A 23408-nucleotide genomic window follows, 5' to 3' on the forward strand; every position below is an offset into this window, starting at 1 on the left:
TTCTGCTTTGAGAGTGTTCTAAACTTATGGCATACAACTAACTCTTTCCAGCAAGGAGCAAGTGCCATGGATAACACTTTACTAACATTTCTTCAAGCAATTGAGGAGGCAGGCAGCATCTCAAGTGCAGCTAGAAAACTATTTGTTACACAACCTTACGTGAGTCGCATTATTCGCCAAGCCGAAGATCGCTTCCACGTTCAATTGATTAATCATAAAAATCGACCAATCACCCTTACTTTGGCAGGCACTCGCTTGTTAAACTACCTACAAAGATCGCAACAATTGGCCCAAGAAATGGATTCTGAAATGAGCCACTTTGCTCACCAGCAGGCACAAAGCCACCAATTAAAGCTCGCAGTTGATCCGTCGATCACACATCATTGGCTCAGCTTGATCGTTCAAGACTTAATTAGGCAAAATCCCGACTTGCACATTAGTGTGACTGCTTTAGCCGGTAAGGCGGCTGAAAATAGTTTGCTCAACGGTAATATCGATGCCTTGCTTGGTTCCCCTTTGTCGAATAGCGAAGCACAATTTACCTTAATTACCAACCAGCCCGCAACACTCATCATGCCGGCACCAATTCGTGCTTCTGATCAACCATCAGACTTATCTCAATTAGAGTTCAGCCACTTAGATGGACTGCGGCTCATTTCAACTGCAGACCAATCATTCAGCAATGGTTTAATTATGGCTTGGTTAACCAAACATGGCACCCACATGTCAGATGCAATTAAATTACCAACTTTTGAAAGCGCGATTAACTTAGCAGTTAACGGAGTTGGCGTAACGGTTGCGCCAGACATCCTCATCAAACATCAGTTCAAGCATATCGATGCCATCACACTACCCATTCCTCTCAAAGAGCTTTCTTTCCAAGTTGGGATTTCTTGCTTACCTAGGGCGATGGAGCGAACCAAACCACTCCTACCTGCGATCCAATCCTCAGCAAAGGAACTGTTCGATATTTAATCTATTTTTATTAGAGAAAAAAACGATGTCCCCTAATCAAAATTAAAGGACATCGTTTCTTTACATGCTTATTTGCCGCGCCTTATCTATTTAGTCGATTGGCGTTTCTTTAGGCCATAAGGTAAGACCACGGTCCGTTCGCCAATTTCTTCATTATTCATGAGTTTCGTCAACAGGCGCATCGATACGGCACCGATGTCATAAAGCGGCTGCGTAATTGAACTCATCCGCGGACGGGTAATTTCTGTGAACCGTGTGTCATTACTGGTGATGACTTCAAAGTCCTCTGGTACCTTAACCCCTGCATCAGTTAAACCATTTAAGACACCGGCGGCTAATTCGTCATCACCAACATAGGCCGCGGTCGCTTTCACATCCTGTAATGCTTGTGCCAGTGCATAACCAGCACGATACGAATAATCGGTCTGGAAGACGAGCCCCGCATCATAGTTTAACCGCGCACTACTCAAAGCCTGCTGATACCCCTTCAAGCGGTAATCATGATTGATGCTTTCTTCCATTGATCCCGTTACAAATGCAATGCGTTTGTTCCCACGTTGAATTAATCGATTCATCGCATCGGTCACAGCGGCAACATAATCAATATTCACCGATGGTAACTGTCGTTGTTCATCGACAGATCCGGCTAATACAATCGGTGCATGTGCTCGATCAAGACTTTCACGTAATTCATCACTAATTTGATTACCCATGAAAATGATGCCATCAACTTGCTTAGCCGTTAAGTTATCAACGACCTGCAGTTCTTTATCATGGTTTTCATCTGAGGAAGCTAAAATAATGTTGTACTTATACATCAGCGCCACATCATCAATTCCTCGGGCTAATTCAGAAAAATAGGAGTTAGTTAAATCTGGAATCACAACGCCGATGGTTGTTGTTTTCTTCGATGCTAATCCTCGGGCCACCGCATTTGGTCGATAATCGAGCTGGTCGATCACATCGAGCACCTTTTGCCGGGTAGCAGGTTTCACGTTGGGATTTCCATTAACGACACGCGAAACGGTCGCCATAGAAACGGCCGCTTCACGAGCGACGTCATAAATTGTAACGGTTTGTTTATCCATATGTTATACCCTTTCATCATTGATTTAATTTGTTTTCATTCGTTTTCACAGCCACTCAAATATAACAAAATACGCCTATGAAAGCAATTTTGTAACCGCTTTCTTTAAATATAAAGCAAACCCCGGTCTTCTGCAAGAAGCCACACCTGTTGTGCTATACTAAATTTGTTTATCGAAAATCTTATTATTAAGGAGCGCATAATGGCAGATTATACACAGCTTAACCGCGTACGCCAATGGGCCAACGATCAAGGCGTTGACGTCGCATACTTTAGCAACTTTCAGACGATTCAGTACTTAACTAGTTTTGGGTCAGACCCCATTGAACGAGTATTGGCCTTAGTCGTATTCCCTGACCAAGATCCTTTCTTATTTTGTCCAGCGCTAGAAGTCGAAGCCGTGAAAGACACTGGTTGGCCATTTGGGGTATATGGTTACTTAGATCACGAAAATGCTTATGCCATGATCGCTGATCAAATCAAACATCGAACCACTAAAACCGCCAAGTGGTCAATCGAAATGGGCAATTTGACCATTGAACGTTTTAATCAATTACATGAACAATTTCCAACAGCCATGTTTGATACAGATGCCACCGACTTCATTGCTTCATTACGGGTGATTAAAACACCGCACGAAATTGAGTTACTTAATGCAGCAGGTGCGGAGGCGGACTACGCTTTCGAAATTGGGTTCAAGGCTGTCGCGGCTGGTGTTCCTGAACAACGGGTGGCCGCTGAATTACAATATGCATTGATGAAACGTGGCGTCATGAACATGAGTTTTGAAACGCTGATTCAAGCTGGCGCTCACGCGGCTGAACCACATGGCGCAACCAGCGATCGTAAGATTGAAAATAACGAGCTCGTCTTATTTGACCTCGGTACTGTTCACGACGGCTACATTTCCGATGCATCGCGGACCGTGGCACTGGGCACGTTAAATGAAAAACAAGCCGACATTTATAAGGTTTGTTTAGAAGCTCAGTTGGCTGCGATGGACGCTGCTAAACCAGGCATCACCGCCGCCGAACTTGACAAAGTCGCCCGCGATATTATTGACCACGCCGGTTATGGTGAATACTTTATTCACCGTCTCGGACACGGGATGGGCCAATCCGAACATGAATATCCAAGCATCATGGAGGGTAACGATCTCGTCTTAACCGAAGGAATGTGCTTCTCAATTGAACCAGGCATTTATATTCCGGATGTCGCTGGTGTCCGAATCGAAGATTGTGTTCATATCACAGCGGATGGTTGTGAACCGTTTACCCATACCAGTAAAGAATTGACTTATGTCGGTTAATCTTTGATTGTCGAGCCATACAAAAAGGAACTCACTTTGTGAGTTCCTTTTTGTATGGCTCGATTCAACAACTAATCCCGACCGTCAATTAGCAATTAATCAACAGTTGTAGTAGCAGACACGTTAAGCTTGCGCGCTGGAGCTGCTTTCCGTCGCTGATGAATCGTTATCGCCAGTGGCCGAAGTGGCACGATCATCAGTCGCGGAAGTAGCTGCACTGTGTGAATCTTCATCAGCGCTACTGTCTGCGGCCGATTCAACTGAGTCACTAGCTGTCAGTACAATATCGTCCTCATCGTCGTCGCCATCTTCATCATCAGCGTTTAGCTGTGCGCGCAGTGATTCAGTTTCGGCATCAAAGTCATCGTGATCGGCAGCGAACCGATCCCGAAACGACGCACGATGATCACCGAGATTGTCCGCAAAATCACGTGCCGAGGCGGTTGCTGAATCAGAATAATCTCGCAACGAATCCTTCATATCATCCACTGCATCGGCTGCATAAAACGCGTAGTCAACTGCGCGGTCCCGTAAGGCTTGATAACGTTCTAACCCTTCTTCGCGTAAATGTTCCCGTTGTTCACTCGTCAATGATCGATAACCGGCATATGCCGCAGCGCCACCTAACACTAAACCTAACCAAAATCCTTTTGCCATAAGAGTTCCCCGCTTTCATCGAATCAAAGTGTCGATTTTACACTAAAACTAATTTTCGTTGATATCTGTCCGTTTAGCATTATGTTTAGCGACCATGTGGTAAACCGACGTTGCCGTTCTTGCCAACGAACCAAAGCGTCCCGCTCGCTGACCAGAGTTAGTCACCCGTTCTGTTAAATCACGCGTCGCTTGGTTTAGATCTGAAACACTTTCACCAAGATCCCCTGCGGCCTTGAAAACTGGATCAATCGTGGCTACTTTATGATTCACATCATCTAATAACTCGTTAGCGTTGCCCATAATATCTTCAACTTGTTTCGATAAAACGTCCACATCACTGGTAATCACAACCATGCTTCGGTTAATTTCACCAAATGTTTTGGTTAATCGCATTAGAAAGATACCGATAAAACAAACCAACAGTAAAAAGGCGATCGCTGCAATTAAACCAGCTACTTGTCCACCTGTCATATTTTGCCTCCACCTACATTTAATTTAATGAAGCCTGTCACTTGTTACTTTTCACCAGCATACCATAAAAATGGCCGCTGGAAAAACCGTTTTCAATAAGTGATTAATCGGCAGAAAGGTCGGTCAATGCCGTCATTTCTGCCTCGCTAAGCGTAATATTTGCGGCAGCCGCATTGCTGAAGAAATGAGCAGCGTTAGCGGTGCCAGGGATTGGCAAAATGACGTCGGCGCGTTGCAATAACCAGGCTAATGAAATCTGAGCCGGCGTTGCATGATGGATCGCCGCAATGTTGGCTAACACGCCACCAGCTTCAGCTAATTCACCAGTCGCTAATGGGAACCAAGGAATGAACGCCAAATGGTTTTCCTGAGCATACGCTAACACATCTTCATCACTACGATCAATCAAGTTATAGCGATTCTGCACGGATACAATTGGAACAATCTGTCTAGCGGCCTCTAATTGAGCCACACTGACTTGGCTGAGGCCAATGTGCTTAATTTTCCCTTCATGTTGCAAATCTGCTAGAACGCCTAACTGATCGGCCAGTGGATAATCTGGGTCAATGCGATGTAGCTGGACTAGGTCTAACTGCTCTAACCCGAGAGAAAAGAGATTTAATTCTACTTGTTGTCGCAAATAGGCAGGATCACCCAGAACCGTCCACTGATTGGGCCCTTGTCTGGTAAAACCAACCTTAGTGGCAATCATCTTGTGCGCACCTTGGTAATGCTGCAACGCTTGTTTTAAATACAGGTTAGCAAACCAAGGCCCGTAAGCATCCGCTGTGTCGATGAAATTCACATCGCTGTTTAGCACCGCATCGACAACAGCGACGGCATTCTTTGGATCTGGATTTGGACCCCAGACCCCCTTGCCGGGAAGTTGCATGGTTCCGTAGCCCAATCGGTTAACCACTAAGTCATCATCAAATTCAAATACTTTCTTCGTCATTTTATGTCCCCCATTGTCAAGGTTGTCGTTAACTCAGATACAATTTGACCATCACGCGTATGAAAGTCCACCTGACACTGTTGCCCGCTGACGGAAACAATTGCAAATGTACCGCCTAATTTGGCAAATTCACCACGTGGCTGACTGATGCTGCCTGGATTCAAAAAGAGCGCGCCATTATTTTGCGCTAATCCTAATTCATGCGAATGGCCGAAAAAGACCATGGTCGCTCGCTCTTGCTTGGCAGCCAGCGCTAAGGCGGTGAGATCTAATTTAATTTGATAGCGATGTCCGTGCGTCAAGAAGATCCGCTGCTGCGCCATTGGGATCAATAATTGTTCAGGATATTGTGGGTCAAAATCCATATTCCCACCAACCACATGAAAGATTTGCCATAGTGGATCATCGGCAGGTAGTTCTGAATCGCCACAGTGAAACCAACCATCAATCTGACCGGAAAATTGGTCGACCAGTTGCTCAAGAATGGCTCGATCACCATGGCTATCACTAACAACTAGTAATTTCATCAATCTTCCGCCCACCAAGTTGGAAATTGTTCTAAGAGTGCGGCCATTGCTTGACCACGATGACTAACTTCGTTTTTTTCCGCTGTCGACATTTCGGCAAACGTCTTCTTCATGGATGGGACGTAGAACAGCGGATCATAGCCAAAGCCATCACTGCCACGAGCTTCCCGCAGAATCCGGCCGCGAACATCGCCACTGACAACTAAGCGCTTGCCATTCGGTTTGACGGCCACAATCGTGGTATGAAAATTGGCGGTCCGTTCATCATCAGGAACATCAGCTAACGCCTTTAGCAGCTTTTCATTATTGGCCGCATCATCGTGGTTGCCCGCATAACGAGCAGAATGAATTCCCGGTGCCCCATTTAAGGTATCAACTTGTAAGCCAGAATCGTCGGCAATAATGGCCATCTCCACGCTCTTCGCTAAAGCGTCCGCCTTAATTTGCGCGTTTTCGGCAAATGAACTCCCGTCCTCCGGTGGTACAGTAACTCCAGGAAAGTCAGCCAACGTTAAAACCTGAATCCCCAATGGTTCTAGACGAGCTTTGTACTCAGCTGCCTTACCCGCATTTTCTGTCGCAATTACAATTGTGTCCGCCATGATTAACCTCCAAAATTGACGAGTGATAGTGATCGATAACATCGCTTAAGATGATGTTCGTTACATTAATAATGACTATTTTAGCCATAAAATTCAATCAATCACGACTTTTGATACATCCATTCCAGCTAACTCCAGCCATGATTGTGCGATCGTCTTAAACATTGCCGGTGATCCGGTCGTAAAATAGCGATCTTGCCCCACTTTTTGTGGCGCAGCCATCTGATAAATGTCGAGGAGTTGAGCCACCCCATTGATCGTCTCGGCGCCAGAATTGATTAGCGTCACCTGATCACCCATCACATTTTGAATAAACGGCGCCAATAAGGGGTAATGCGTACATCCTAAAACAAGCGTGTCAATCTGCTGATTCAGTAAGGGTTGCAGCGTTTCAGCAACAATCTTTTTAGCGATTGGTGCTTGATACTCATTACTTTCGACCAGTGGTACAAACTTAGGACAAGCCAGGCTGGTTACCTGAATGTGCTTATTTTGTGCATGAATCGTCTTGGCGTAACTATCTGCTCGAACAGTACCTTCTGTGGCGATCACACCAATATGACCCGTCTTGGTTGCCTGAATGGCCGCTTTAGCACCTGGCTTAATGACACCAATCACCGGAATCGTTAAGGCCGCTTGTAAATCGGGTAGCGCCGCTGCTGTCGCCGTGTTGCAGGCAATGACTAATAACTTAATTGGCTGAGCCTCCAGAAAATGAACCATCTGCCAGGTAAAGGCCCGCACTTGGCTGGCTGGCCGTGGTCCATAAGGGAGCCGTGCCTGATCACCAATAAAACGAATCGTCTCGTTGGGTAATTGTCTTAGCGCCTGTTTAACAACCGTTAAGCCACCAACACCTGAATCCATCAACCCAATCGGCAATTGGGGATCTAAACGTGAGCGATCAATTTCTACCATAGTGCTTACTCCTTCTTACGTTCCGCAAAATTCTTGAAACTAAATCATGAGCCTTTTACGGATCAATTTCAAGTTTGAACCACTTAACGAGCTGACTAACTCGCTAACAAGTCGAACCACTTTCAGATTAATTAATTTACCAAGCAAAGCAGATGAAAGTTCCAGATTAGAACGCTATACTGAATATAAGACATTCGCTGAGGTGAGGATTAAGATGGATCAATCAACCTATGAAAAATTACGGCAGCAACCTGATGTTTCCGCGCTAGGAGCCGCTTTTATGCGGGATGAAGTACTGCCAACCATCCTGGGTACTGACCAAATGAATATTCTCTATTGGATTGGCCGCCAAGTTGCCCGTCAAAATCCATTGGCTGATGAAGTCGCTATCATGAATTTTTTTGACCAAGTCGGCTTTGGTACTCTAACGCGGATCAAGCAAAACCGTCGACAACAGCAGTTTACCCTGACCGGTACTACTGTTATGAACCGTTTAGCTGCCAATCCCACTGCTGATTTTGATTTAGAAGCCGGCTTTTTGGCGCAACAGTTTGAGCTTATCACCGGCGCCGCAACTGAAGGAACAGTCAACGAAATTCACCGCGATGGTGTCTCCTTGATGATTCAATCAGATCCAAACGACCTAGTTGGTGATTTGGCCGCTAATGTGCCGACATTATCAATTAAACCAAAATCGACGCCGCCAACAGACGGAGATCATATTTAGAAACATAAAAAATCGTCGGAAAAAAAACTCCGACGATTTTTTATGTGATCAAATTTCCAGTTACCATTATTTGAATTGTTCAAGATTAGTTGTCGTCGGATCTAACTGTTGCCAGTCCGTCGAATAATACCGTGAATTGATATGGTACTTTGTCGTGGCATGCTGATTTGCTAAAAATGGTCGAACGCCCTGATCGACAGCTAGCCACCCACGCCAGCCTAAGTGAATCGTGTCCTCCATAAAGTAGGGCTCGCCTCCATCGTGACTCAAATCTAACACATGATTAAAGCCTTGAGTCGCCAACTGATGTTTAATTTTGGCGTTAGTTTGATCAATCATGTCCATGTTAAGTCCCGTGTAATCAGCCCATTTTTGATTAATGGGTGGTAAAACAAACAGCACTTCAGTATGGGTTTGGGCAAACTGATTCAAGACCAACTCAAAGTCACTATATTCTGGTGATTGTCGGTAATCCAAGTGACGCTGGGCACCCTTTAACTGCTTGATATGTCCTCGCAATCGCGTCGCATAAAAATGATTACTAATGCCCAAATCATTGTTAGTTGTGCCAGCCTGACCTAAGCGATCGGCCGTTTGTTCCAAGGCACTAGTGCTTTGAGAAGCGGGCAATTGCTTGACGCCCCGGTCAATTTTGGCAATATTATTATCTAATCCGATATCAGAGAATAACTGATCTTCATGGGTCAACATGAGGGCTTGAATGGATAACTGCAGCCGATCGTAATTAGACAATGCACGCCCACCAGCGACTTTTTTCAACATCCGCGTGATCGCCCGATCAGAACGCCCTGAAGGCATCGCTAGCAGCCGCTTAGCCGCATAACGATCCATTGAATTATTCTGTTCTTGCTGCAACCAATCAACGGTTTGCAATTTTGAGTAGTAAAAGGTAAACGCATCTGGACGAGCACCTTTTTTAACGAACCATTGTGGCGAGATAATAAAGACAGCTTTTTTGTGCTGCATTTGGGTACTAATGGTTTGCATCATATAATACTGGGTTAAGGATTGCGTCCCTGCTGCACCTAGTAAAAACGGACGATAATTTCGATGATATTTTTCCGCTAACACGGAGGGATGTAGCGGATCCATTCGCGCTAATTCGCTTGAACCAAAAAACGGCACGTAATGACCAGCCAAGGCCGTCTTTTTAATCTGTCGTCCTTTAAAAACCTGAGGCGACAGCGAAACTGCCGCCCGTCGCTGTGTTGCCGACGAAGGTTTACTAAAATTAAGTGGCGATAACAACAAGGCCACAAGAATGACAAATGCAAGAATCACCGGCCCAATAATCAGCCACAGTCGTTTAGACGAATTCATAATTATCCGACAAGTCCTTCCACCTTGGTCACAATCTTAGCTGGAGTATCCCATTCCGTCCGTTCAAATTCGGACACTGGCACATTGATCCCCAATTGGTTTTGCAATTCAAGCAATAATTGAACTGAACCCATTGAGTCTAAGAGTCCCTCATCGAATAAATTGGTGTCCATTGCGTCAGACACATCACTACCTGTTAAATCGTTTAAAATATCAATCACTGTTGCTTTTACATCCATGATAAAGCGCTCCTTTATTTGCTCTTATGCAATCGATTTATTTGAACCAGAGTTTGTCGAGAAAACCTGAGAATAATAAGAAACTCACACAAACTGTATTGAATGTTAGAAAAATTGCGAAGGCTTCCGTCAGTTTGTTATGTGGAATTGCCTCCTGATGTTTCTTCTTAAATCGTAACCACCAGTCATTGATCACCAAACCTAATCCTTGGTAGATCCCATAAGCAATATAATACCATGTAACACCGTGCCAAAAACCCATGATCAGCATGTTTAAAACATAGGCCACATTACTGGTGGTGACGCGGCTCTTAAAGATCTTTTTCTTCATCATCATGAAGACGAGGCGCATAAAGATAAAATCGCGGAACCAAAAAGACAGCGTCATATGCCAGCGATTCCAGAAATCCTTCAAGTTCTTAGACCGAAATGGTTGGTTAAAGTTCATTGGCGTTTCAATCCCCATCAGGTAGGATATCCCAACGGCGAAGAGTGAATAGCCGGCAAAGTCAAAGAACAGATCCATCGAGTAGGTGTACATATACCCGACTAATGGCCAAGAGAAGCCCTGTCCGCCATAACGCATCGTCATTAAATCCATTCGTGGTAACAAAACGCTGCCGAACAGATAAGCGAGTAAAAACTTGTATAAGAAACCCAGAAATAGATAATGTACGGCCTTTTCGATCATGCCGAGATATTTCTGCCGATCCGGCACAACTTGATAATCATCTAGCCACCGCCGATAACGATCAATCGGCCCAGAAGAAATTGTTGGCATAAAGAGCAAAAATTCAATAAACAACAGCGGATGAAAATCCTTAATCAACCCGTCACGCATCTCCATGATCATACCAACGGTTTTAAAGGTCAGATAACTAATCCCTAAAAAACCAAACAGCGATGATTGACCAGCCGCGACAGCCGGTGTGATCTTGACAAAAGATAATGGGATGATGCTCAACACCACCGCCAGATAAAAGACCCAGCCCTGGTTAAACCGTTTACGATAGGCCATGTAGCCGCCAACCATCAACCATTCCCAGAGCACGAAGCCAATCAACGCGATCCCTTGCTGCCATTTAGCCCCGTCAAACATCAAAAAGATGAAAACCAAGGACACGAGACTTTGATACCAACGCCAGCGGTGTCCATGGTACAAACCAATCATGAGTGGAATTAAACCAATAATCAAGTAAACAAAATATTGGGGATTCCCATATGGTTCTAGATTAATCATGCTGGGTTCACCTCAGCAATAATGGACTTGATATCAACTTTGCCGTTAGCTGTTAATGGCAAACTTTCCTGATAAATAAAGCGATTCGGAATCATATATTCCATCATGACATCCTTGAGTTCCCGCTTGATGGCGGTTGTTCGTTGCAAATCGCTGGCAAATTCGTCAGTTGGTTCTGGTACCACGTAAGCCCACAGTTGATTAACTTTATGATTGGCATCATATTTTGGCACGGCAACTGCTTGCTTAATCAACCGGTTCGCATCCAAGTAGTGATTAACCTCTTCTAGTTCAATCCGATAACCATGCAACTTAATTTGAAAATCGATACGGCCAAGATAATGCAGCATCCCAGCATCATCGAGAAAACCTAGATCACCGGAATGATAAGCTGGTCGACCATCTTCTTTGAAGAAGGCCCGTTGCGTTTTAGCTGGATTATTTAAATAGCCAGTGGAGACACTTGGTCCACTGATGACAATCTCACCTTGTTGCCCAGCCGGGAGCTGTTGCCCATCCTCACCAATAATGCGAATCCGAGTGTCAGCTTTAACCGTCCCAATTGGTAGCCGCCCTTTTTCAATCAAGGCGTCAGTAATTTCTACACCTGTCACCGCGACGGTTGTTTCCGTTGGACCATAGGTGTTAAAAATGTGAGCATGTGGGAACCGTTGCCGTAAGTTTGTCGCCGTTGAGACAGTCAATTCTTCCCCACAAAACAGAAAATGAGTTAGATCTGGTAAATGTGCCTCATCAAAGGTCGGTTCTAACAAACAAATATCAGCGAATGACGGGGTCGCCACAAATACATTCATCGCTAATTTAGGCAGTGTCGAAAACAGCTGACGGAAATCATCGGTAATTCGTTTTGGCAAGGCGGCTAGCGTGCCACCCAATGCTAACGTTGGCGCCCAGTCCATCACGGATAAATCAAACGAAAACGGCGGCTGGGCCATTGTAACTGGGTTTACTGGCAGTTTGAAGTCCTCGCCAATCATCCAATTGACAAAACTCAATAAATTATTGTGGCTAATTTGAACCCCTTTGGGCATGCCTGTCGTACCAGACGTAAAGATGATGTAATAGTTGTCATCTCCACTCACCGCATGCGTCAATTCATAGGCCACATTCGTCGTCGCCAACAGTTGATCCAGACGTGCGCCGGTTAAAATTGGGACTTTATCTAACTCAACTGGCAAGGCATCCACGGCGATAATCGCTGCCGGTTTAGCAATCTCATTGATCATCGTCAAACGATCATTAGGTGAATGCGTATCAACTGGGATGTAAGCGTGCCCCGCTTTGACCACACCTAAGAAACTGGCAATCATGGCAAACTGTTGCCCACCAAAAACGATGATGGGTGCCCCATCTGGCAACTGCATGTCGTCCAATGTTTGGGCGATTGCATCTGAAGCCTGCTTCAATTCCAAATAAGTATGAGTCGTTCCCAACTCGTTATAAACCACCGCGTCTGGACTGGTGGCGGCCCAGTTGTCAATGGTGGTAATCATATTATCAATCATAAGAAATCCTCCGTTTATCAAACACTAAAATTCGTTATAGATGAATTTGCTTTGATTAACTCCCGAATAACTGTACAGATATAACAGGAGAAAAAAGACTACAAAGTAAAACGTCGTTCGTAAGATAAACGTCACCCATGGTTGTGCTAACCACAGCTTAATCTTTGCCATGCAATATACGCCTCCACTTATGCCAATACAGTCAGTATAGAAGCTTTTTCTGATCGGATTGGTAAAAAAAACCTTAAGAGTTGATTGATGTCAATCAAAGGTTCTCTAATAGCATACCAGAAAGTTCACAAAAAAACTCCTAACCCTTCCCGAGAAGGATTAGGAGTCGCCAACTACCAAAACTAGTTGGTTAGGCCGTGTATTGAGCCAATGTCTTTTCAATTTGTTCTTTACTGTGATAACCCACTAAGGTGTCTACCACGGCGCCGTCCTTTTTTACAATCAGAGTTGGAATACCCATGATTCCAAATTTAGCCGGCGTGTTTTGATTCTCGTCCACATCCATCTTGCTAAATGAAACCTTATCGCCCATTTCATCAGCTAGCTGTTCAACAACTGGCGATTGCATCTTACATGGGCCACACCAAGTCGCCCAGAAATCGGTAACACTAACACCGGTATTTGTATCGGCTTCAAAAGTCTGATCCGTGGTTTCTTTAACTGTCATATCGACGACCTCCATATTTACTAACTTTTTGTTCGTAATCAAAGTGTACGCTTTTTTATAAATGTTGCAACGAATTTGCCCACGCGTGAGAGCAAGATCGATTTGGCGCGGTACTACTCGTGGCTAAACCTAACGTGCAGGTTTAGCATAACCAATTAACGTAACTTAACCACTGTGGCGCCATCCCCACCCGCGTTAGCTGGTGCAAAGCCAAAGCTTGCGACCCGTGGATTACTCTGGAGATATTGAGTGACGCCTTGACGTAAGGCCCCAGTTCCTTTGCCATGAACAATCGTCACCTCGCCGAGGTTGGCTAACAACGCTGAGTCGATGAAACGATCCACTTCAGCCATTGCCGCATCATAACGTTTTCCACGCAAGTCCAACTGCGCTTGAGCCCGGGCACCAATGTTGCTGTGTACCGCCGTACGAGCGGTGCGTTGTTGCCGTTCATTAACCGTTGGCGCACTGGACTTTTCTAAGTCGCGGTCATCAACCTTCATCTTCAGTGCCCCTAACTGAACTTCCCATTCATGAGCACTAGTCTGCCGATTTAAGACGCCATGTTGGCCATAAGATTTAACAACAACGTTATCGCCAGGATGAAAATCGTGTTTTTTTCGTTCTCGCGCTAACACTTTATTATTAGCCAAAGCCGGATCTTGTCGCAATGCGTTAAGGCGTCCTTGAGCATCAATCAATTCATTTTCTTTGACGCCGGCACCTTGTTTAACTTCCAGCTGTCGCAAATGATGAATGATCTTATCGGACTGTTTTTTAGCATCCGCGACAATGTGATTTGCCTCTTGTTTTGCCACATCTAGTTGATGGGCCTTTTGCTCTGTAAACCGATCAAACTGCTGGGCAAGCTCTTCGTGCAAGGTTGTCGCAGCCGCCAATTGTTGATCCAGTTCTTCGGCAGTTTCGGTCACCCGCCGGCGTTGTTCCACCAAATCGCCAATCATCGCGTTAAGATCTTGACTATTCTGACTGGTCAATGAACGCGCTGCTGCGATGATGTCGGAGCGCAAGCCTAATCGTTGGGAAATCTCTAAGGCATTCGAGCGACCTGGAATCCCCAATAAAAGTCGATAGGTGGGTTGCAACGTTTCTGCGTCAAACTCCATGCTAGCATTCGTCGTTCTCGAACGATCATAACCGTATGCCTTTAATTCAGGATAGTGGGTCGTGGCCACGATGTCAGTTCCAATGGCACCAAAAGCATCTAAGATGGCAATTGCCAGCGCGGCACCTTCTTTAGGATCCGTCCCAGCACCAATTTCATCAACCAAGACCAGACTGGTCGCCGTTGCCTGATCTAAAATCGTAATTAAATTATCCATGTGGGAGCTAAAAGTACTTAACGACTGTTCAATCGACTGTTCATCCCCAATATCTGCGAAAACGTTGTCGAACACGGCAACTGTACTATCTTCAAAAGCAGGAATGAATAGACCAGATTGGGCCATCAGTTGCGTTAAACCTAATGTTTTTAAGGTGATCGTTTTTCCGCCAGTGTTAGGTCCGGTGATAATGATCGCATCATAATCTGCACCTAGGCTGATATCATTGGCAACCGCCGTTTTTGGATCTAACAAGGGATGCCGTGCCTGGCGGAGATTCACTTGCCCTGCTTGACTCAATAACGGTTCACTGGCATTGAGTTGTTTAGCATAAGTAGCCTTGGCATTAACGAAATCGAGATGTCCCAATACTTGTGCGTTGGCCATAATCTCTTCACGATGGGGCGCCAAAATAGCCGACAACTCTTGTAAAATACGGGCTTCTTCATTGCGTTCTTGAACCTGACTTTGGCGTAAACGATTATTTAAATCAACCACATCCTCAGGTTCTACATACAGTGTCTGTCCCGATTGACTTTCATCGTGAACAACACCGCCAAAACGACTGCGATACTCCGTTTTAACGGGGACAACATAGCGATCATTACGCATCGTAATAATCGGTTCACTCAAATATTTAGCTTGCTTACCACGAACATAGTTTTGCATCCGCGAACGGATCAAATCTTCGGTGCTCTTAATCCGGGAGCGAATTGCGGCCAATGCTTCACTTGCCGCGTCACTCACGCGTCCATCCGGTTCAATTGCCGTATTTAAGCGTCTAGTTAACTCAGGCAAGGTCACGATCTGTTGTGCCACGTGATCTAATCGTCGTAAAGTTAACTTATCTTCAGCTAGTTGATTAAAAAAGTCTCGGGTAGCGGCAGCCGTTTGCAAAACCTTGCCCACCGCCGCTAATTCCGTTCCGTTTAACGCAGCATCAATCGCCAAACGTTTCATATGCGGCGTTAAATCAGCTAATTCGGGTAACGGGATCCCGCCTTTTAATCGCAGCAGATCTGCGCCGTCTTTCGTTTCGTCTAGCCAAGTTTGAATGACTTGGGCGTCAGTAGCTGGCTGTAACTCCGCCAATTCCTGCCGGCCGCCTGGCGACGTCAACATGCCCGTTAATTTCGCCTTCACTTTATCAAATTCGAGGGTTTTTAACCCACGTTTATTCATCAATTTTCTTCATTCCTTTAATTTAACGAGTTAACCACCACTGGTAAATCTGTTCTGATAACAGTGGGGTTTGGTGTAAAATCCACTGGCAAATGGGTGCGGTAGCGAGCTGTTGATGTAGCCAAACTGACGGCCATACAGATGCAATCGCGAGACCAAAAAAAATCAACCCATACATCAAACAACCGGCAATAATGGCTCCGGCAATCGCATTGATCCCGTGGATGACCGGCAAATGGGTAAACAGGTTTAAGGATCGCATCACAAAATGCAACAGGATAAACCCAACAATCAGCAACCCCCAAAAGGCAATGCCGCTGGCCCAAAAATGATTGACTTGGGTATTCAGCAGCTGATCGTTAACACTAGGCTGATGGTTTGCCGGCAGCCAGCTCTGAATCATCGTCGACACACTTGGTGTTAAGATCTTAGCCGCTATTAAAACGACCAGATAGCCAATCGTGGATACTAGCTCGGCCACAAAACCGCGTCGATACCCGTGTCCCACGGCACTTAATAATAGAAAAATAACAATCAGCGATAAAATCATAGTTTCATTCCCAACTTGCTTACCATAAATACTTGCATCACTCAAACGGCGCTGTACCCCAAAATGGAATACAGCGCCGTTGACATCATTGTTAACCACTAGGACAGGTTGGAATCTTCATCCAAAAATGTATTTAACATTTCTTCAACCATATCCCATTCAGCGTCATCTTCAATTGGTGAAAGTTCGCCTTCCGTTGAACCTTCCTCCTCTGGATCAAAAGCATACGCCTGGATATCAACTTCTTCATCTTCCGCTGCGCCGGCCGGATATAGCAAGATATATGACTTACCGTAATCTTCCGAAGTGAAGGTAAACAAGACATTGTATAACGTTTCGTTGCCTTGGTTATCCACCAACGTAATTTGTTGTTCCGCTTGGTTATTTGCGTCTGCCATGTTTTGCCTACTTTCTTAATCAATCGAGTGATTTATGTTAATTGGGTTAATTTACCATGTGCATCCAGGTAATTTTGTAAAATCAGCGCCGCTGCAATTTTATCGATGACTTGCTTACGTTTACGTCGTGAAGTGTCGGCCTGTTCAATCAACATTCGTTCTGCCTCAACCGTGGTTAAACGTTCATCGATGAAATCAACAGGTAACTTAAACCGCTCGGTCAATAATTCACCATAGTGTTGGGCGGCCTCAGCACGTGGACCTAACGAATTGTTCATATTTTTAGGTAATCCGAGAACAAACCCGCCTGCCTGTAAACTCGTGACTAACTCGCCAATTCGATCTAAGCCAAATTCTCCGGCCGTCTCATCAATTCTGACGATTTCAACGCCTTGGGCAGTCCACCCGAAAGCATCACTAATCGCCACGCCAACCGTCTTTGAACCCACATCAAGTCCCATTAATTTCATTTAGCTGCTGGCCCCGCATTCAAGTATGCTCGAACCAGTTCTTCAATGATCTCATCACGTTCATGCTTGCGAATTAAATTTCGTGCATCATTTAAACGTGGAATGTAGGCTGGATCCCCGGACAATAAATACCCAACAATTTGATTAATTGGATTATAGCCCTTTTCTTCTAGTGCTTGATAAACCGTTGCGAGGGTCTCACGCACATCTTTTTGTTGTTGATTGTCAAAATCAAAAAACATGGTCTTGTCTGTGGTCCCCATCTGCATTCCCTCCATGATTGGTTTTTCAGCTTGTTTCTGCTAATAAATCCTAGTTAATTTTGATCGATAACACACTCCGGCTGTTACCTATTCTACTGAATCGAGCGTCAAATAACAATTATCTTGAGCGTTGTAACGATTTTGAAAGATTCCAAAGTTCATATTAGACTTGCCGAAGCTCACGAACGAATGAGTTTGGCCCATAACTTGTAAAAGGTGTTGGGCTGCTTTTTTTGTGCACCCCGTCGCCATGGTCAAAATGTGCGACAAACGCCTGCAAGCTGTGCCGGGCAAAAAAAGTGGGCATCTTACGGAAGATACCCACTTTTCGCTAGTGCTCGCGCTCAATTCGGCGTTATGTCTCACTCTCACATTTTTTAGCTATTTAGTTGGCATTTGGTTTTATTCCAAACGCTCTCCTAGGATTAGTTAACATGCAAATCTAGTTACTGCTCATTTACTTAATCGTGTCAGCCAACCAATCCTTAGCTTGAATTAAGGCTGTATCGATTCCTGCTGGATTCTTACCGCCGGCTTGAGCCATGTCCGGACGACCACCACCACCGCCGTTAATGGCTGGTGCGATCGCTTTAATTAAATCGCCAGCTTTGATCCCAGCCTTCACTAAATCTGGTGAGACCGCGGCCAATAAGTTAGCTTTGCCATCTGCTGCGGTCGCTAAGACTAACACGTCAGACGGTAAGGATTGCTTCCAATCATCCGCCAGTTGACGTAATTGCCCCATACCAGCGACCTGAACGGCTTGGGCAATGACTTTAGCGCCATTAATTTCCTCAATGTTAGTAAAAGCATTGGTTGCTTGTTGAGCTGCCATCTTCGCTTGCAAAGCCGTTTGCTCATTTTCCAACTGTTTAATATCTGCCTGCAACGCAGCCACTTTGTGGGGTACCTCTTTGACTTGTTGTGATTTCACTAAATCAGCCGTTTGCTGCAAAAGTGCTTCTTCATTATTCAAGAAATCGAAGGCCTCTGCTGCCGTAACCGCTTCAATTCGGCGAACGCCAGCGCCCACCCCGGTTTCAGAAACAATCTTGAACAGACCAATTTCGCTGGTGTTAGATACATGATCACCACCACAAAATTCAATGTTGAAATCACCCATAGACACAACGCGAACGGTTTTCCCGTATTTTTCCGAGAACATCGCGATGGCGCCCATTTTTTTCGCGGTTGCTAAATCCGTCTCCACTGTCTTCACAGTCAATTCGGCAAAGATTTGGTCATTAACCATCTGTTCAACTTTGCTCAGGTCAGCCTGAGTGACCTGACCGAAGTGCGTGAAGTCAAAGCGCAAATAGTTAGGTTCCACTAATGAGCCAGCCTGGCTCGTGTGATCGCCCAATACGTTGCGTAAAGATTGGTCCAGTAAATGTGTCGCCGAATGATTCTTCTCAATCTTACGGTGGCGCATCTGATTCACCGTCAACTTATATGTGGCATTTTTCTTCAGTGTACCAGTCAATTTAACCGTATGCAGGTTTTGACCATTCGGTGCATGTTGCACATCGGTCACTTCAGCGACTTCATTGCCATCTTCATCAAGAATTGTTCCAGTATCAGCAACTTGACCACCCATTTCCGCATAGAATGGTGTTTGATCAAAAATCAATTCGGCCGTTTCATTCTTCTCTTTGGCGTCGTTCACAAGTGCTTCATCAACGATGATATCCATTAATTTAGCGTGATCAACTGTCAATTGCGTGTAACCCACATACTGACTTGGCGTCTTGATATCAGTCAATAATGCACGTTGAACACCCATTGATTTCGCTGAAGATCGTGCGTTCCGAGCCCGCTGACGTTGTTCTTCCATAGCTGCCTTAAAGCCTGCTTGATCAACGCCTAAGCCCTCATCACTCGCGTACTCAGTTGTCAGCTCAATTGGAAACCCATACGTATCGAACAACTTAAATGCGTCTGGGCCCGCTAGTTGCGTGTGCCCCGCCGCCTTCGTTGCTGCGATTGTCTCATTTAACAAGGACAAGCCAGTGTCCAAAGTCACGTTAAAGCGGTCTTCTTCTGAATGAATCACCCCAGCAATGTAATCGGCCTGTTCCAAAACCTCTGGATAATGGCTTTGCATAATTTTGCCGACCACTGGTACCAATTGATACAAGAACGCTTCGTTAATGCCGAGTTTTTTACCATTCAAAATTGCCCGCCGAATCAGACGTCGAATGACGTACCCACGACCTTCGTTGGAAGGTAACGCCCCGTCGCCAATCGCAAACGTCACTGCCCGGGCATGATCGGCAATGATTTTAAAGGATACGTCATCCGCCGCATTATCGCCATAATGTTTGCCGTCAGATAACTGCTCCGTGGCGTGAATGATCGGTAAAAAAAGATCTGTTTCAAAATTAGTTTTGGCGTGCTGGAAGACGGACACCAAGCGTTCCAATCCTAAGCCAGTATCAATGTTTTTATGTGGCAGCGGCTCATAAGTGCCTTCAGGTGTGTGATTAAATTGTGAAAATACGATATTCCATATCTCTAAATAACGTTCATTTTCACCACCAGGGTAATTTTCTGGATCATCTTCGGCAACATTATTCATTGCCTGACCGCGATCGTAAAAAATTTCCGAATCAGGACCAGAAGGACCTTGACCGATATCCCAAAAGTTATCTTCTGCAGCTAGGATGTGATCAGGAGCCACGCCGGCATCGAGCCACTGTTCCTTGGCATCAGTGTCTTTAGGGTAAACCGTGATATACAACTTATCAGGATCAAAACCAAACCACTGATCACCAGTTAATAATTCCCACGCCCAGTGAATGGCCTCCGGTTTAAAGTAGTCTCCCACTGAGAAGTTGCCGAGCATTTCAAATAAGGTATGGTGCCGCGCTGTCCGGCCGACATTTTCAATATCGTTCGTGCGAATACTCTTCTGGGAACTCGTCATCCGAGGATTCTCTGGCACAACGGAGCCATCAAAGTATTTCTTCATCGTGGCCACCCCAGAGTTGATCCACAGTAAGGTTGGGTCATCGACGGGAACTAATGAGGCACTAGGCATGATTTTGTGACCATGCTGTTCAAAAAAGTCCAGATACATTTGCCGAATCTGACTACTTGATAATTCTTTCATAGCATTCCTTTCATGAAACTTGCCCCAACAAAAACAACACCGCTGCCCGCAAAGACGGCTCAATAGCCGCGGTACCACTTTGCTTGCAACGATGTTGATCGTTAACCTCTCACTCATAACGCCGAGTCGCGTGTTGGTTAAACAAGATTTTGTGTAATTTTTACTGTGAGGGAGCACGTCAATGCTTCATTCGTCCTTCTCACCAACCAGGGCGTCGCTGAAAGTGTCACATCATCGCATATCCTCGACGACCAACAGTATAGCATTGTCTGGACCTGACAAGCAAGCCGAATCTAGGCACGGATCGGCTCAACGCTTGATCGGTGTAAATCTTCGACTAAAATCAGGTTAAACCTCTACAAGGTGATGTCGACTAGTTAACTTTTACTTTTTTTCGGAGCTCCTTAACCTGACCAAGCCATTTTCAATTCGATCAGCCATGAACAAGGCGGTTATTAATCGCCAATTAGGACTCACCACGTTGCTGGCGATTTGCCTCACCTTGACGGCGATGTTGACGGCGTTGCGACCGCGCTGATTCTCTTTGTTCGATCCGTTTATCTTGTTGGGCTTTTCGCTTAATGGCGTTTTTGATCTGGTGCTTGTAACCTGGCTTGACTTTCTTCTTCTTTTTCTTGACCAAGCCAACCAGCGTTGGATCTAATTTAGCATGTGTCGCTGTCCGCTGCTGGCGCCGATTACGATCATAAGAATCTACAATCTCACCATTTCGAATCGTTTTAGGCTTAAACGTCACCCCAAGTTGTTCGATTTCAGCAATTTGATCTTCTTCACCTGGTTGATACAGCGTGATCGCAATCCCAGGCATCCCATTACGTCCTGTCCGACCGACACGATGAATGAAGAAATCTAGGTCCGCAGGAATACCATCGTTGATGACGTGTGAAACACCCTTGATATCGATGCCCCGGGCGGCCAAATCTGTCGCGACGACGTACTGATACTCTAAATTCTGAACCTGTTTCATGACTCGTTTACGTTCACGAGCTGGCACATCTCCAGAAATCATGGCAACTTTCAGCCCTTGACCTTTTAGATAGGCAGTCAATTCAGCCGTCCGCTGTTTAGTATTACAAAAAATCAGAACCAAGTATGGTTCCCCCATTGTTAACAGGTTATAGATGAGCTCATTTTTTTGCTGACTCTTTGTCGAAATTAACCAATTATCAATCGTCGGACTAATAATTGACGTCACCGGAATTTCTTCAATGACCGGATTGGTCAGATACTTGCGCAAAAACGGCTGTAATTTCTGCGGAATTGTCGCCGAAAAGACCAACATTTGTAAATCTTTCGGTAAGGCCCCTGCAATGTGGTCAACATCGTTTAAAAAGCCCATGTCTAAAGTCATATCAGCTTCATCAACGACAAATTGACGTGCCGTGTGCAAGTCGAGATCATGCTCATCCATGAAGTCCCGCAAGCGGCCAGGCGTTCCAATCACAATTTGCGGTTGATGCTTCTCTAATTGCCGTTCTTGGCGAGCCCGATCCGTACCACCGACGTACTTTGCAATCCGAATCGGTTGGCTGAAATGCTCAGCTAACTGTTTCGCATCGGCATAAATCTGGTTCGCTAGTTCTCGTGATGGGGTTGCAATAATGGTTTGAACTTCATTAGCTTCTAGGTCCAAACGGTTGAAGATCGGTAACAGGAAAGCATGCGTCTTTCCACTCCCAGTCTGAGATTGACCAATCACTGACCGGCCTGCCAAAATCACCGGAACTAACTTAGCCTGAACCGGTGTTGGCTGAATAAAATCAATGTCTTTTAAAGCCGCTAGTAACTCCGGTCGCAGTTGTAAATCTGTAAAACTTTCTGTCATATCGTCTCCTTAAAATCGGCGGTTAATTGTTCTAGTTGGGCGATCATTTGATTAGCCTCGTTGAGATCTTGCGCCTTGGCGCCGCTGGCCAGCGGATGCCCGCCGCCGTGGTGTTGTCGAGCCAGTCCATTAATCTGTGGCCCCTTAGAGCGCAAACGAACACGATAACTGTGGTCATCCTGCTCCTCGAAAATAGCCCAAGTCTTGACACTCGCGATCTTACCTAACATTGGGACCAGGCTAGCGGTCCCAGCATCACCTAGTTCAAACGATTTAATCGTTGCGTCACTCAAAATCACATGAGCCGCACCCGCTGCTGACACCTGAACCTGTTCATATAGATAAGCAGTCAATCGCGCAACTGGTAAAGTCATTTCGTCCTCATGTTGATTGATGGTTACCGCATCAATCCCAGTGGCCATCAACTGTGCAGCAACCGTCATTGTATGAGGGGTTGTATCCGAATACAAGAAACGCCCCGTGTCGCCGACAATCCCAGCATATAACGCCGCCGCAGCCGCTTGATCAATCGAAAGTTCAAAGCGATTAGCAAAGTCAGTCACCATTTCTGATGTCGAGGAAGCAGTCTCATTCACCCAGCTAAGATCACCAAAAGGTTCATCATCAGGATGGTGATCAATTTTGATCACTTCTTGCCCACGTCGCCATCGCTGATCGTCAACTCGCGGCTCATTGGCGGTATCTAGCACCAAGATAAGTGCTTCATCAAACAATTCATCACTAACGGACTCCATTTCACCCAGCCAAGCCAACCCTGGGACTTGTTTACCAACGATGTAAATCTGCTTGGTTGGAAACGCCGTCTGTAAAATTGTTGCTAATCCCACTTGTGAACCAACCGCATCTGGATCTGGTCGTTGATGACGATGAACCATGATAATCTGTTTACGTTTAATTTCCTCAAAAATCACTTTTTGAACATCCATGCATGAATCCCCTCTTGTCAATCTGGTATCTGCAAGTATAACGA

24 protein-coding genes are annotated in these 23408 nt (G+C 45.4%); 3 read left to right on the forward strand and 21 right to left on the reverse strand.

The window, feature by feature from the left end; genetic code table 11:
• The first annotated feature begins 66 nt into the window (after positions 1-66).
• Positions 67-975 carry a LysR family transcriptional regulator gene (locus tag AC27FN_RS05890; protein WP_487167086.1) on the forward strand — a complete coding sequence of 303 codons (909 nt, stop codon included), beginning with the start codon at positions 67-69 and terminating at the stop codon, positions 973-975.
• An 86-nt stretch (positions 976-1061) separates the two neighbouring features.
• On the opposite strand, the gene ccpA is transcribed toward AC27FN_RS05890, so the two are convergent.
• Positions 1062-2063, reverse strand: a complete 1002-nt coding sequence (gene ccpA, locus AC27FN_RS05895) for a catabolite control protein A (protein WP_487167087.1) — start codon at positions 2061-2063, stop codon at positions 1062-1064.
• Between the two features lie 201 nt (positions 2064-2264).
• Here ccpA and AC27FN_RS05900 point away from each other — a divergent pair, with 201 nt between their 5' ends.
• On the forward strand, positions 2265-3371 hold the full coding sequence (locus AC27FN_RS05900; protein WP_487167088.1) for a M24 family metallopeptidase: 1107 nt from the start codon (positions 2265-2267) through the stop codon (positions 3369-3371).
• Positions 3372-3494: 123 nt separating this feature from the next.
• On the opposite strand, the gene AC27FN_RS05905 is transcribed toward AC27FN_RS05900, so the two are convergent.
• The 6 genes from AC27FN_RS05905 to racE form a co-directional block, all read right to left on the reverse strand.
• Entirely contained in the window at positions 3495-4028 is a 534-nt protein-coding gene (locus AC27FN_RS05905) for a hypothetical protein (protein ID WP_487167089.1), read from the reverse strand.
• A gap of 48 nt (positions 4029-4076) precedes the next feature.
• Complete coding sequence (locus tag AC27FN_RS05910) at positions 4077-4499, reverse strand: DUF948 domain-containing protein (protein ID WP_487167090.1); 423 nt, start codon at positions 4497-4499, stop codon at positions 4077-4079.
• Between the two features lie 103 nt (positions 4500-4602).
• Positions 4603-5454, reverse strand: coding sequence for an aldo/keto reductase (locus AC27FN_RS05915; RefSeq protein ID WP_487167091.1), 852 nt, complete (start codon positions 5452-5454; stop codon positions 4603-4605).
• Positions 5451-5981 carry a metallophosphoesterase gene (locus AC27FN_RS05920; protein ID WP_487167092.1) on the reverse strand — a complete coding sequence of 177 codons (531 nt, stop codon included), beginning with the start codon at positions 5979-5981 and terminating at the stop codon, positions 5451-5453. The genes AC27FN_RS05915 and AC27FN_RS05920 overlap by 4 nt, the downstream gene beginning before the upstream one ends.
• Positions 5981-6583: an XTP/dITP diphosphatase gene (locus AC27FN_RS05925; RefSeq protein WP_487167093.1), complete on the reverse strand. Its 603-nt coding sequence runs from the start codon at positions 6581-6583 to the stop codon at positions 5981-5983. Before AC27FN_RS05925 ends, AC27FN_RS05920 begins: the two co-directional genes overlap by 1 nt.
• A 93-nt stretch (positions 6584-6676) precedes the next feature.
• Positions 6677-7501, reverse strand: coding sequence for a glutamate racemase (gene racE, locus AC27FN_RS05930; RefSeq protein ID WP_487167094.1), 825 nt, complete (start codon positions 7499-7501; stop codon positions 6677-6679).
• A 214-nt stretch (positions 7502-7715) separates the two neighbouring features.
• Between racE and AC27FN_RS05935 the strand changes: the two genes are divergently transcribed.
• A complete protein-coding gene (locus tag AC27FN_RS05935; protein ID WP_487167095.1) occupies positions 7716-8228 on the forward strand; it encodes a DUF2507 domain-containing protein in 513 nt (170 codons plus the stop codon).
• A gap of 66 nt (positions 8229-8294) precedes the next feature.
• Here AC27FN_RS05935 and dltD read toward each other — a convergent pair whose 3' ends face one another.
• The 14 genes from dltD to AC27FN_RS06005 form a co-directional block, all read right to left on the reverse strand.
• Positions 8295-9569, reverse strand: coding sequence for a D-alanyl-lipoteichoic acid biosynthesis protein DltD (gene dltD, locus AC27FN_RS05940; protein WP_487167096.1), 1275 nt, complete (start codon positions 9567-9569; stop codon positions 8295-8297).
• Between the two features lie 2 nt (positions 9570-9571).
• A complete protein-coding gene (gene dltC, locus AC27FN_RS05945; protein ID WP_407883568.1) occupies positions 9572-9808 on the reverse strand; it encodes a D-alanine--poly(phosphoribitol) ligase subunit DltC in 237 nt (78 codons plus the stop codon).
• A gap of 37 nt (positions 9809-9845) precedes the next feature.
• Positions 9846-11048, reverse strand: coding sequence for a D-alanyl-lipoteichoic acid biosynthesis protein DltB (gene dltB, locus AC27FN_RS05950; RefSeq protein WP_487167097.1), 1203 nt, complete (start codon positions 11046-11048; stop codon positions 9846-9848).
• Positions 11045-12574 (reverse strand): D-alanine--poly(phosphoribitol) ligase subunit DltA, encoded by a 1530-nt coding sequence (dltA, locus tag AC27FN_RS05955; RefSeq protein ID WP_487167098.1) that lies wholly within the window; start codon positions 12572-12574, stop codon positions 11045-11047. The genes dltB and dltA overlap by 4 nt, the downstream gene beginning before the upstream one ends.
• 24 nt (positions 12575-12598) lie before the next feature.
• The gene (locus AC27FN_RS05960; protein ID WP_487167099.1) at positions 12599-12745 is read right to left on the reverse strand and encodes a teichoic acid D-Ala incorporation-associated protein DltX; all 147 of its coding nucleotides are present in this window, start codon (positions 12743-12745) and stop codon (positions 12599-12601) included.
• A gap of 190 nt (positions 12746-12935) precedes the next feature.
• Positions 12936-13253: a thioredoxin gene (trxA, locus tag AC27FN_RS05965; RefSeq protein WP_487167100.1), complete on the reverse strand. Its 318-nt coding sequence runs from the start codon at positions 13251-13253 to the stop codon at positions 12936-12938.
• A gap of 155 nt (positions 13254-13408) precedes the next feature.
• A complete protein-coding gene (locus AC27FN_RS05970; protein WP_487167101.1) occupies positions 13409-15778 on the reverse strand; it encodes an endonuclease MutS2 in 2370 nt (789 codons plus the stop codon).
• A gap of 22 nt (positions 15779-15800) precedes the next feature.
• Complete coding sequence (locus AC27FN_RS05975; protein ID WP_487167102.1) at positions 15801-16373, reverse strand: CvpA family protein; 573 nt, start codon at positions 16371-16373, stop codon at positions 15801-15803.
• A gap of 53 nt (positions 16374-16426) precedes the next feature.
• A complete protein-coding gene (locus AC27FN_RS05980) occupies positions 16427-16726 on the reverse strand; it encodes a DUF1292 domain-containing protein (RefSeq protein ID WP_487167103.1) in 300 nt (99 codons plus the stop codon).
• 32 nt (positions 16727-16758) lie between these two features.
• Positions 16759-17196: a Holliday junction resolvase RuvX gene (ruvX, locus tag AC27FN_RS05985; protein WP_487167104.1), complete on the reverse strand. Its 438-nt coding sequence runs from the start codon at positions 17194-17196 to the stop codon at positions 16759-16761.
• The gene (locus tag AC27FN_RS05990) at positions 17193-17459 is read right to left on the reverse strand and encodes an IreB family regulatory phosphoprotein (protein WP_487167105.1); all 267 of its coding nucleotides are present in this window, start codon (positions 17457-17459) and stop codon (positions 17193-17195) included. The genes ruvX and AC27FN_RS05990 overlap by 4 nt, the downstream gene beginning before the upstream one ends.
• Before the next feature lie 457 nt (positions 17460-17916).
• Complete coding sequence (alaS, locus tag AC27FN_RS05995; protein ID WP_487167106.1) at positions 17917-20571, reverse strand: alanine--tRNA ligase; 2655 nt, start codon at positions 20569-20571, stop codon at positions 17917-17919.
• Between the two features lie 466 nt (positions 20572-21037).
• A complete protein-coding gene (locus AC27FN_RS06000; protein ID WP_487167107.1) occupies positions 21038-22417 on the reverse strand; it encodes a DEAD/DEAH box helicase in 1380 nt (459 codons plus the stop codon).
• Positions 22414-23364, reverse strand: coding sequence for a DHH family phosphoesterase (locus AC27FN_RS06005; RefSeq protein WP_487167108.1), 951 nt, complete (start codon positions 23362-23364; stop codon positions 22414-22416). The genes AC27FN_RS06000 and AC27FN_RS06005 overlap by 4 nt, the downstream gene beginning before the upstream one ends.
• Positions 23365-23408: the final 44 nt, after the last annotated feature.

It is taken from the genome of Furfurilactobacillus sp. W61-4, from assembly GCF_057545565.1.